Origin of the sequence: Phyllobacterium sp. 0TCS1.6A, assembly GCF_026420825.1 — a bacterium.
Lineage (GTDB): Bacteria > Pseudomonadota > Alphaproteobacteria > Rhizobiales > Rhizobiaceae > Phyllobacterium.
The window spans coordinates 146,248-156,911 of sequence record NZ_JAPMAB010000001.1; the positions used below are offsets into that span (position 1 = coordinate 146,248).

Below are 10,664 nucleotides of genomic sequence, written 5' to 3' on the forward strand. Positions count from 1 at the left end.
CGGTCCGCAAGGGCCGCCTTTTTCAGTCGAAGCGATCTTTGGCGACGCGATCGTCGGCGATGCGATGGAAAGCGAGTGCATCACCGAGCGCCGCGACTTCCGGGCCAAGCGGCCGGTCCTCGCCGAGCGCCGCGCTCACCGAGCGGACGAATTCATGGACGCGCCGCGTACCCTTGCCGCAATGGTGATCCGGCTGCAGATCCACCGCCTGCGCCGCCGCCAGCATCTCGCAGGCGATGAGCTGCCGCCACAGGACCAGCATTTCCGCACATTTTGAAACCGCCAAAGGCGTTTGCGTGGCGTGGTCCTCCACGCCTTCGGAAACGGCGAGGAAATCCAGCATCACCGGGTTTGCCTTGTGGCGGATGGCGCCTGTCAGGGCGGTGACGGTCTTCTGCAGGGGCACGAAACCGGCAGAGGCGCCACCGACCGGGGAGAGATATTTCGGCAGGCCGTTGCGCGCCCGACCCGTCAGCTGGATGAAGCGGGCAGCGCCGGCAAGCGCCGCCTGGGCGATGGCGAGCCCCAGCGTTTCGAAGGCCAGCGCCATGGCCGGCGTGTGGAAATTGCCGGTGGAAAGCACGCGTTCCTCCTCGACCAGCACCAGGGGATTGTCGCCGGCGGCGTTCAATTCGGTCTCGACGGCGGCAATGGCCGTTGCCAGCGCTGCGCTCAGGGCGCCATGGATGGACGGGATGCAGCGCAGGCTGAGCGGATCCTGCAGCGCCGGGCGGCGGCCATGGAGCGCCGAACCGTCGATCATGCCGCGCAGCAGTTCGGCTTCCTCGACCTGTCCGGCGGCGGGCCGGGCCTGCTGGATCGCCGGCGTCAAGATGGCGGGATTGCCGCCCATCGCCTCGAAGCTCAAGGCCGCCGCCGCGCGCTGGTGCGCCAGCAGCGCCCGCGCATCGGCGAGGACCAGCGCGCCATGCCCGGCCGACAAGGCGGAGGCGTTGATGAGCGACAGCCCGTCCTTCGGGCCGAGAACGATCGGCTCCAGCCCGGCCAGCTGCATCGCCTGCCGGGAAGGGTAGACCGTGCCGTTCCATTCGGCGCGGCCGTCGCCGATCAGGCAGGTGGCGAGGGCGGCCAATATCACGAGATCGCCCGCACCGATCGAGCCGATCGACGGCAGGAGCGGGTTCAGGCCGCTATTGAGGACCCGCAGCAGGTCGCCGAACAGATGGGGCGAGATGCCGGAGCCACCGGCGGCGAAGCATGGAAAGCCGTGCCGCGAGGACCGCGCGGGCGATATCCGGCGCCAGCGGTGCGCCCACGCCCATGTCGCGGCCGCGGACGAGCTGTTGCTGGAAGCCCGCGGCGCCATCGCTGACGCTGGTGCCGATATTGGCGCCGAGGCCGGTGTTCAGGCCGTAGATCGGCTGCCCGCCGGCCGCCGCCGCGTCGAGGATGGCGCGGGCCCGAACCAGACGCTCCGCCACCTCAGGGGCCGCCGCCACCGGCGCATGCTCCCTGGCCATGGCCGCGATATCGGCGATGGAGACGGGCGAGCCGCCAAGCACGATCCCGCTCATGCGAAACGCAGCCGCTGGCCGATCCCCAGCGTCTTCGCCTTTTCGAGCATGGCATGACCGAGGGCGATGTCGCTCAAGGACAGGCCCCGGTGCCAGAACAGGATGGTTTCGCCGGCCTGTTCGCGGCCGGGCTTGAGGCCGGCGACGATCTGGCCGAGTTCCGCATGCAAGGTGGCTTCGGAGAGCTTGCCCGCCTCGACATGGGCGCGCAGCGAGCCGAACTTGCCGCCCTTGCACTGGCCCCAGTCGTCGACGACCAGCTTGTCCATGATATCGGTCAGGGAGAGTTCCACCGCGCTCATCGTGCCATAGGGAACCACGAATGCGCCGGGCTTGATCCATTCGGTCATCAGCATGGGCTTCGGCTCGGGCAGGCGCGACGCCTCGACGACGATATCCGCGCCATCGACGCAGTCGCGCCAGTTGTCGGTCACGATCACCGCCTTGCCGAGGTCGTCCGACAGCTTCTTCGCGAAGGCCTCCCGGCTTTCCGGACGGCGGGAATGGACGCGGATCTCGTCGAAATCGAAGAGATGGTCGAGCAGCCGGACGTTCCAATAGGCCGTGCCGCGCGCGCCTATATGGCCGAGGATCTTCGAATCCTTGCGCGCCAGATGCTTCGCGCCGATGGCCGTGACGGCGCCGGTGCGCATGTCGGTTATCACCGTCGCGTCCAGTATGGCGCGCGGCACGCCGGTGCGCGGATCGAACAGGTTCAAGACGCCGAATTCCGACGGATAGCCATGTTTGTAATTGTCGACGAAATCACCGACGATCTTGACGCCGGCGAGATCCAGCGGTGCAACATAGCCGCGCAACACGTTGAAATGCCCGTGAAAACCCGGGTCCGGCTCCAGGTGGACGCGCGGCTCGATGACGGTCCTGCCTTGTCCCTGCGCGCCAAGCGATGTCTCGATGGCCGCGAGTATCTCGGCTTCGTTCAACGCCAATGCCTCGATGTCGAAGGCATTCAGATAGTCGATATAGATCGGATTCATGATTCTTCCCGCGGTGTGAAGGGCGCTTTCAGCCCCAGGTTTTCGCGCAGCGTCGCGCCCTCATATTCGTCGCGGAACAGGCCGCGGCGCCGCAATTCCGGAACCACAAGCCCGGTGAAATCGGTCAGGCCATCCGGGAAATGCGCTGCCATGACATTGAAACCGTCAGCCGCGCCGCCCCTGAACCGCGCTTCGAGTTCATCGGCGATCTGCGCCGGCGTCCCCACCAGCTGCCAATGGCCGCGCGCACCGGCGAAGTGGCGGGCCAATTGCCGGATGGAGAGGTTTTCCCGCCGGCCGAGATCGACGATCAATTGCTGGCGGCTCTGGATGCCGTCCGTCGGCGGCATTTCGGGCAGGGGCCCGTCGAGCGGATATCGCGACAGGTCCTTGATGCTGAGATAGCTCGCGAGAAGGCCGACGCCGACCTCGTCGGGGATGAGCTCCTGCAGCGCTTCATATTTGGCGCGGGCCTCGCTTTCGCTGGATGCAACGATCGGCGAAACCCCGGGCAGGATCTTGATATCGGCCGGCTGGCGGCCGAAGCGCGCCATGCGGCCCTTGAGGTCGGCATAATAATCCTGCGCTTCCTGCATGGTCTGCGCGGCGGTGAAAACGACGTCGGCCGTGCGGGCTGCGAGATTCTTGCCGGCATCGGATGCGCCGGCCTGGACCATGATGGGCCGGCCCTGCGCCGACCGCCGGCTTTCGAGAATGCCATCGACGCTGAAATGAACGCCCTGATGCGCGACCGGCATCAGCGCCGCCGCATCGGCGAAGGTGTCGCCGTCGAGCACATGGGCATGGTCGCCGACGCTGTCCCACAGGGCGAGCGCGGCGGCTGCGAACTCCTCGGCCCGTTCATAGCGTTGCGCATGCGGCCGCAGCCCGCTCGAAACGAAATTCGCGGCTTCGAGCTCGCTGGCGGAGGTGACGAGGTTCCAGCCGGCCCGGCCGCCGCTGAGGCCGTCGATCGCCGCGAACTGGCGCGCCAGCCCATAGGGGTCGTTATAGGTGGTGGATGCGGTGGCGACGAGGCCGATACGGGCCGTGTTCACGGCGAGCGCGGCGAGGAGGCTGAGCGGCTCGAACATCGTGGAGCGCGCCGCCTGGCTGGCAAGGTTGGGGTCCTTCTCGCGGATCGCGGCGGCGTCCTCGACGAAGATCATGTCGAATTTCGCCGCCTCGGCGATCCGCGCAAGGGCGATGAAATGGTCGATATCGGTTCCCGCATCGGCCACGGCCGCAGGGTGGCGCCATGCGGCGATGTGGTGTCCGCCGGCCATGAGGAATGCGCCGAGTTTCATCTGTTCGCCCATCATCGTGTTCCGCCTGGCAGTATTGCGGGCGCGGCAAGGCCGAGATGCCCGCGCAGCGTATCGGCCTCGTATCCATCCCGGAACAGCCCGCGTCGCCGCAGCGCCGGGACGAGCCCGTCCATGACAAGCTGCACGCCATCCGGCGCCAGCGGAGGATGGATGAGGAAGCCATCGAAATTTCCCTGCCAGCCGGCGATGCTGTCGGCGATGGTCTCCGGCGTTCCGACAAGTTCAGGCAGTTCCATCGGGAATTCGCGCCGAAGCACCTCCGCTTCGTCCATCGACGCGGCGATATGAGGGGCGATGCTGGCGAATATCCTCGGCTCCGGCCCGTTCCGGGACGATCGCAGGCGGTCGGCGATCACGACCATTTCATCCATGGTGGCAGCCTCGACAAGGATCAGTTCGGCCTTGCCGGCGACAGGCGATTGCGCCGCGCCGGTAATGGTGGCGGCGATCACGGGCGCGCCCTGCGGCGACGGATTGACGTTGAGCGGGCCGCGCACGGTGAAAGATTCGCCCTTGTGATCCAGCACGTGCATCTTGGCCGGATCGAAGAAGCGGCCGCCCTGCTTGTCGTAGAGGAAGGCGTCGGCATCCCAGCTTTGCCATAGCGCCTGCACCAGCTGCACATATTCGCCCGCCCGGTCCGAATTGTCGCCGGGGGCAAGGTTCCAGCCCGTGCGGCCATGGCTGACGAGATCGAGCGAGGCGAAGCGGCGCGCCAGATTATAGGGCTCGTGCTGCGTCGTGAGTGCGGTTCCGACCAGCCCGATCTTGCGGGTGACGGTCGCCAGCGCCGAGATCAGCAGCGTCGGTTCGAAGGGTGTCGCCTCGGGATGAAGCGCGCGCTGCGGGCGCTTGCCGGCGAGATCGGGCAGGAAGACGAAATCCAGCGCGGCCTGCTCGGCCAGCTTCACCTGCGCGGCGAGCGCTTGGAAGCCGAGCGCGCCCGTGCCCCTGTGCCGGCGCCAGGCCGAAGGATGATGCCCGAATGGCGAAAGTGACAATCCGATATACATTGCTGTTCCAAGTCTTGCCGTCAGACCGCGAAAATCGCCTCGCGCGTCAGTTTGCCCTGCACCCTGCCATCGCCATCGGTGACGCCGAGCACGTCGCTATTGGCCGCCACCATCAGCGCCAGCGCATCGCGCAGGTTGCTGTCGATCCCGACCGTCGCGGCATCGGCGCCGGGCTGGCCTTCGCTCATGGCCTCGCCCACCTTGAACAGCGAAAGCCGCTTGATGGCGCGGTCGATGCCGACGAAATTCTCGACGAACGGCGTTGCCGGGCGCGAGAGGATGGTGTCGGGCGTATCATACTGAACGATCTTGCCTTCCTTCATGATGGCGATGCGATCGCCGAGCCGGATCGCCTCGTCGAGATCGTGGGTCACGAATACCACGGTCTTGCGCACCCGCTGCAATATCTGCTTGAACTCGTCCTGCAGCCGGGTCCGGGCGATGGGGTCGATGGCGCCGAAGGGCTCATCCATCAGCAGCACCGGCGGATCGGCGGCGAGGGCGCGCGCCACGCCTATTCTCTGGCGCTGCCCGCCGGACAATTGGCGCGGATAGCGCTTGAGCATTTCCCGCGCATCGAGGCCGACCAGCGCCAGCAATTCCTCGGTTCGCCGCTTGATCCGGGCATCGTCCCAGCCGAGGAGCTTCGGAACGGCGGCGATGTTCTGCGCGATCGTCATGTGCGGAAACAGGCCGACCTGCTGGATAACATAGCCGATATGGCGGCGCAGGCCGACAGGATCGACCCGCGTAACATCCTCGCCATTGACGATTATCTTGCCTTCGGTCGGCTCGATCAGCCGGTTGATCATGCGCATCGTCGTGGTCTTGCCGCAGCCGGACGGGCCGATCAGCGCGGTCGTGCTGCCTTCCGGCACGATGAGCGAGAGATCGTCGACAGCCGCCAGCCCGCTCTCGGCATAGCGCTTGGTAACATGTTCCATCGTGATCATGCGGTGGCTCTTTCTGAGAAAAATATCCGCTCGGCGAGGCCAAGGATGAATTCGGTGGCGAGCGCCAGCAGCGCAATCGGCACGGCACCGACGAGAAGGCGCGACATGTCCATCATGCTGATGCCGACGGCAATGAAATCGCCGAGCCCGCCGCCGCCGATGAAGGGCGCCAGCGTCGCGCCGGCCAGCACCTGCACAGCCGCCGTGCGGGCGCCGGCGAACATCGCGGGGGCAGCCAGCGGGATGCGGATCTTGCGCAGCACCTGGCCGCGGCTCATGCCCATGCCGACGGCGGCTTCCACCGCGTCGGGATCGACATCGCGCAGCCCGACAAAGGCGTTGAGCAGGATCGGCGGCAGGGCGAGGATGGTGAGCGCGACGATGGAGGGCCATAGGCCGATGCCCAGCAGCGGCATCATGATCGCAAGGATGGCGAGGCTCGGGACCGTGCGCAGCGCATTGACCGAATTGATGATGACGAGCGCGAAATTGCTGCGATTGACGATGAAGACGGCCAGCGGCAGGCCTATGGCAAGCGCGATCGCCAGCGATACGCCCGACATGACGAGATGCTGGCCCAGCGCCTGGTAGAACTCCGGCTGGTGCTCGACGATCCAGGTGAAAGCGGTGGCAAGCATGGTCAGCGCCCCCGCATCATGCGCTTTTCGGCCTGGCTCAGCAGCAGGTCGAAGAATGTCGCCATCAGCGCCGTCAATATGCCGCCGACGAGGATCTTCTCGGGATATTCCTGGTCGATGCCCATCAGGATGATGGTGCCGAGGCCGCCGCCATCGATGAAGGCCGCGACGGTGGCGATGCCGATCACGGTCACCAGCGCGATGCGGATGCCGGAAACGATGAGGGGCAGGGCAAGCGGCAGTTCGATGTGCAGCAGCCTTTGCCGGGCGCTATAGCCCATCCCGTCGGCGGCATCGAGCACCTCGGCAGGCACGCCGCGCAGGCCGGTCACGACGTTGCGCAACAGGATCAGCAGGCAATAGGACGACAGGCCGACGAGCGCCGGCTTCATGCCGAGGCCGAGCCAGGGAATGAGCAGGGCGAAGAGCGCGAGGCTCGGTATGACGAAGATGATGCCGGTGATCGTCAGCACGAAGGCATAGAGCTTCTGGTTGCGCGCGCACAGGATGCCGAGAATGAGCGCGATGACGAGCCCGATCGCCACCGAGGACACGGACAGCACGAGGTGCTGCCAGGTGGCGGCGAGGATTTCGGGGATGTTGTTGGGAGCCCAGTTCAAGCAAGTCTTCCTGCATTTCTTCATGTGGCGGCGGCGGAGATGCGTTCATCTCCGCCGCTGCAATTCTCTTCGGTCAGCCGCCGTCAGGCAGTCTGACAGAGGCCCGTCAGGCAGTCAGGCCCGCTCAGGCAGGCCCGCTCAGACGCCCTTTTCCTTCAGGAACTCCGCCGCGACGTCCTTGGGTTCCTTCTTGTCGCGCTCCACGGCCGCATTGAGATCGCGCATGATCTCGTTGGTCAGCAGCGGGCTCACCTTGTCGAGCACTTCGGCGATCTTCGGGTTCTTCGCCAGCGTATCCTGCCTCACCACCGGAACGAGGTAATAGGGCGGGAAAAGATGCTTGTCGTCATCGAGGACGACGAGCTTGCTGTCGGCGATCTGCCAGTCGGTGCTGAAGCCGTAGGAAACGTCGATATTGCCGCTCGTCAGCGCGCTGTAGCGGATGCCGAGCTTGGCGAAGATGCGGAAATCCTTGAACTCGATGCCATAGGTCTGCTTGAGGCCAGGCAGGCCGTCCTTGCGCTCGCCAAAGCCGCCTTCGGCGCCGAACGACAGTTCCTTCGAGGGGCCGCCGAGATCGGACAATGTCTTCAGATTGTATTTCTGCGCCGTCTCCGGCAGCGTGATTATGGCATAGCCATTGTTGATCGCCGTCGGCTGCAGCAGCGTCAGCTGCAGGTTCTTCTCGTAGTAATCCTTGACGTCCTTGTAGATCTTGTCGGCCGAGCCGGAAAGGTCACCCTTCACCACGGCCGCAAGCGCCGTGCCCGTATATTCGGGGTAGAGATCGATATCGCCGCTGGTGAGGGCGGAATGTGCAATCAGGGTTGCACCCAGGTTGAGGCGGCGCTCGACGGTGATGCCCGCCTTCTCCAGCGCCTGGGCGTAGATTTCCGCAACGACGAACTGTTCGGTGAAGTTCTTGCTGCCGATTTTGACCGTCTGGGCAAGGCCTGCCGTTGCCGCTGTCGCCGCCGCGAGAACGGCAATGCCGACGGTGGCGATGGTTTTCAAGATCATGATTTGTCCCGCAAGCTTATGTGAAACAGAAGTTCTATCTCACTGGTTTCATTGTCCATTTCGCATGCTAGCAACCTTGGTGGCTTCGTCTTGGAACGTTTTGCCAATATATCCACCGGAAGTAGAAATTATTTATCGGTCGATTGCAACCGCAGATCCGCCGCGCCGATCCAACGATTGCGTGAGGCCGCGATCAGGCTACCCCTCAGGGCAACGCACCCTTCTATATTCTGCCGTTATGCGTTACGTAGTATGAACGATAGGGCAACCGGTGGCACCATGGCTAGAATTGTTACGCATCCCGGCGAAATGCTGAAACATGAGTTCATGATCCCGATGAACCTCAGTGCGCGTAAGCTTGCCGAGGCGATGGACGTGCCCGCCAACCGGATTACGCAACTGATACTCGGTGAACGAGGCATGACCGGCGACACGGCTGCAAGGCTCGAAAGGGTGCTCGGGGTCAGCGCTGAATTCTGGATGAACTTGCAGGCTGCTCACGACCTGTCGAAGGCAAAGGCCACGCATGATTACTCAAGTATCAGGCCGCTTGAGGATGCCTGATTGTTCCTGACCTAAACCAGGCGGCTGAAAGCTCGCAGCTAGAGCACGTCATAGACGCGGATGATCCAGACGATCTCATAGATGAGGCCGATGACGAGAAACACCGCCTGGTAGGTCTTGCTGGCGACGAATATGGCGATGATGGCGCAGAGCGCATAGATGGCCTGCTTTATCCAGTATTCATCGCCGAGCGCCTGGATGTAGGCCGGGCCCTTCATCATCGTATCCAGCGGATCGATGATGAAGGTAACGGCGAGGATGGCGTAGAACCACTGGCGCCGGTCCTGGAAATACTGGGCATGCGTGCCATATTCCCTGATGTTTTCGGGAAAGAGCAGCGTCGAAAGAAAGACGAAGAGCATGGCGTAGCCGATCAGGAACACATATTTCTGGAACGTCCAGACCTGGATTCCGGACAGCGCAAATTCGAACCACCAGAAATGTATGATGGAGACCAGCAGGTAGACGACCCAGCCGATATGCAGCAGATCGACCTTGTAGATGTGGGGATGCTGCACGAATTGGGTGAGGCCGCTGACGAGGCGCGTCAGGCTCAGTCCCAGCACGATGCCGACAATGACGCGCAGATGCACGAAAAGGTCATGGGCAAAGGCCGGATTGACCAGATTTGTCTCCATTTTCTCACCTCAATCCGCTCTGCGCCATCGAATCAATATTTCGCCATTTTGCGCCGGCCGGGAGCGTGGGAAAACCCCTCAGGCCACGGCTTCGAGACGGAAAACCGCCGATCGCACCGTCTCGGCGTTCAAAAGGCCGAAATCGGTGACGTCATATTCCGCCAGTTTGCGCAGCCGGTGCAAGGGCAGGAACGCCCGCCCCGGATCGCCGATGAGCACATCGAGCCCGGCGTCGAGGCAACGGTCGAGATAGGCCAGCACCCGTTTCGCGACGTCCGGATCGTAGAACAGGTCGCCCGCCATGATGATGTCGGCCACCGGGGGCGCCGCATCCGTGACGTCGCCGGGCGTGACCGAAATCGAGACATTGTTGGCAGCCGCGTTCAAGCCGATGGCGGCGACGCCGCGCGGATCGATTTCGGAAGCCTGGCTTTGCCGCGCTCCGGCCTTTGCCGCCGCGATGGCGACGAGGCCGGAACCGGAACCGAGGTCGAAGACCGATTTGTCGCGCACGCTGTCCGGCTGTTCGAGAACGTATCGCGCCAGTGCTGCGCCGCCGGCCCAGACATAGGCCCAGTAGGGCGGCTGGCTTTCTTCATCAAGTGAATCAAGAAGCCTGCCCAATCCGCTGGCCGGGCTTGCCCTGTGCAGGGCGAGCGGAGGAAGCGAGGCCAGCTCGGCCAGAGGCAGCCTGTCGCGGATAAAGGCGTGGAAATCCGTCATCGTCAGCTCAGCCTGGGTTGGAGTGCGCGTCAGCAGAAATGTCTACGACTAAGGACTGAGATACACGAGGGAAAAAATTGTTTAAACTGCATGAAGAATAACAAGAAAGACGGGCAACGGCATGGCACCAAACGAGGGGGAATCCATAGCGGTTCTGGAACATATGATCGGCGAGCTGGCAGCGTTGCGCGAACTGATGCGCGAGGCCGGCTGGGACGACATGCTGCAGACCATATCGGCCGCGCTGGGCAAGGCCGAACAGCGAAAGTCGGTGCTGGAGCGCAGCCGGTAGGATTTATTCCGTCTGATCGTTTATTCCGTCTGATCCAATGCGTGCGGCGAAGGCTGGGTCTGGTTGTCCTGGTTGCCGGCGCTGCGGGTATAGAAAAAGGCAGCCGCGCCGGCTATCACCAGCACGACGATGATGGCGATGATGGTCTCTCGTCCCTGCATGTCGATCTCCCTGTTCAGGTCAAGAACATGGCGCGCGGCATATTTGTTCCGTCCGGACGCACCCGAAAGGGCATGTGCGAGGGTTAAAACGCGTGCGCGACGACTTGGGGCGCTTGCGCGCAGGGCTTGAAGCGCTTGCGCGCGGTGAACAGGACGCGCGGGCTTGCGGAGCCACGCATGA

Annotated in this window: 14 protein-coding genes; 2 read left to right on the forward strand and 12 right to left on the reverse strand. The window is 63.9% G+C overall.

From position 1 onward, the window contains the following. Nucleotides 1–22: 22 nt before the first annotated feature. The 9 genes from OSJ75_RS00685 to OSJ75_RS00720 all read right to left on the reverse strand — a co-directional run bounded on the left by OSJ75_RS00685 (nucleotide 23) and on the right by OSJ75_RS00720 (nucleotide 8,105). A complete protein-coding gene (locus tag OSJ75_RS00685; RefSeq protein WP_323748417.1) occupies nucleotides 23–1,255 on the reverse strand; it encodes an aromatic amino acid lyase in 1,233 nt (410 codons plus the stop codon). Next, nucleotides 1,152–1,535 carry an aromatic amino acid lyase gene (locus OSJ75_RS22855; RefSeq protein WP_323748366.1) on the reverse strand — a complete coding sequence of 128 codons (384 nt, stop codon included), beginning with the start codon at nucleotides 1,533–1,535 and terminating at the stop codon, nucleotides 1,152–1,154. The genes OSJ75_RS00685 and OSJ75_RS22855 overlap by 104 nt, the downstream gene beginning before the upstream one ends. Next, nucleotides 1,532–2,533 (reverse strand): ornithine cyclodeaminase family protein, encoded by a 1,002-nt coding sequence (locus OSJ75_RS00690; protein ID WP_267226157.1) that lies wholly within the window; start codon nucleotides 2,531–2,533, stop codon nucleotides 1,532–1,534. Before OSJ75_RS00690 ends, OSJ75_RS22855 begins: the two co-directional genes overlap by 4 nt. Continuing rightward, the gene (locus OSJ75_RS00695) at nucleotides 2,530–3,852 is read right to left on the reverse strand and encodes an LLM class flavin-dependent oxidoreductase (protein WP_416362510.1); all 1,323 of its coding nucleotides are present in this window, start codon (nucleotides 3,850–3,852) and stop codon (nucleotides 2,530–2,532) included. The genes OSJ75_RS00690 and OSJ75_RS00695 overlap by 4 nt, the downstream gene beginning before the upstream one ends. Then, on the reverse strand, nucleotides 3,852–4,874 hold the full coding sequence (locus OSJ75_RS00700; RefSeq protein ID WP_267226164.1) for an LLM class flavin-dependent oxidoreductase: 1,023 nt from the start codon (nucleotides 4,872–4,874) through the stop codon (nucleotides 3,852–3,854). The genes OSJ75_RS00695 and OSJ75_RS00700 overlap by 1 nt, the downstream gene beginning before the upstream one ends. A 20-nt stretch (nucleotides 4,875–4,894) precedes the next feature. After that, the gene (locus OSJ75_RS00705) at nucleotides 4,895–5,827 is read right to left on the reverse strand and encodes an ABC transporter ATP-binding protein (protein ID WP_267226167.1); all 933 of its coding nucleotides are present in this window, start codon (nucleotides 5,825–5,827) and stop codon (nucleotides 4,895–4,897) included. Further along, the gene (locus tag OSJ75_RS00710) at nucleotides 5,824–6,465 is read right to left on the reverse strand and encodes an ABC transporter permease (RefSeq protein WP_267226169.1); all 642 of its coding nucleotides are present in this window, start codon (nucleotides 6,463–6,465) and stop codon (nucleotides 5,824–5,826) included. Before OSJ75_RS00710 ends, OSJ75_RS00705 begins: the two co-directional genes overlap by 4 nt. A 2-nt stretch (nucleotides 6,466–6,467) precedes the next feature. After that, nucleotides 6,468–7,085 carry an ABC transporter permease gene (locus tag OSJ75_RS00715; protein ID WP_267226170.1) on the reverse strand — a complete coding sequence of 206 codons (618 nt, stop codon included), beginning with the start codon at nucleotides 7,083–7,085 and terminating at the stop codon, nucleotides 6,468–6,470. A 138-nt stretch (nucleotides 7,086–7,223) separates the two neighbouring features. After that, nucleotides 7,224–8,105: a glycine betaine ABC transporter substrate-binding protein gene (locus OSJ75_RS00720; protein WP_250013139.1), complete on the reverse strand. Its 882-nt coding sequence runs from the start codon at nucleotides 8,103–8,105 to the stop codon at nucleotides 7,224–7,226. Nucleotides 8,106–8,384: 279 nt separating this feature from the next. Between OSJ75_RS00720 and OSJ75_RS00725 the strand changes: the two genes are divergently transcribed. Next, a complete protein-coding gene (locus OSJ75_RS00725) occupies nucleotides 8,385–8,669 on the forward strand; it encodes a HigA family addiction module antitoxin (RefSeq protein WP_267226173.1) in 285 nt (94 codons plus the stop codon). Nucleotides 8,670–8,707: 38 nt separating this feature from the next. Here OSJ75_RS00725 and OSJ75_RS00730 read toward each other — a convergent pair whose 3' ends face one another. Beyond that, entirely contained in the window at nucleotides 8,708–9,307 is a 600-nt protein-coding gene (locus tag OSJ75_RS00730; protein WP_267226175.1) for a hypothetical protein, read from the reverse strand. Between the two features lie 78 nt (nucleotides 9,308–9,385). Then, nucleotides 9,386–10,030: a class I SAM-dependent methyltransferase gene (locus OSJ75_RS00735; protein WP_267226177.1), complete on the reverse strand. Its 645-nt coding sequence runs from the start codon at nucleotides 10,028–10,030 to the stop codon at nucleotides 9,386–9,388. Nucleotides 10,031–10,151: 121 nt separating this feature from the next. Between OSJ75_RS00735 and OSJ75_RS00740 the strand changes: the two genes are divergently transcribed. After that, complete coding sequence (locus OSJ75_RS00740; protein WP_250013147.1) at nucleotides 10,152–10,322, forward strand: hypothetical protein; 171 nt, start codon at nucleotides 10,152–10,154, stop codon at nucleotides 10,320–10,322. Between the two features lie 20 nt (nucleotides 10,323–10,342). On the opposite strand, the gene OSJ75_RS00745 is transcribed toward OSJ75_RS00740, so the two are convergent. Next, complete coding sequence (locus tag OSJ75_RS00745) at nucleotides 10,343–10,483, reverse strand: hypothetical protein (protein ID WP_250013149.1); 141 nt, start codon at nucleotides 10,481–10,483, stop codon at nucleotides 10,343–10,345. Between the last annotated feature and the right edge of the window lie 181 nt (nucleotides 10,484–10,664).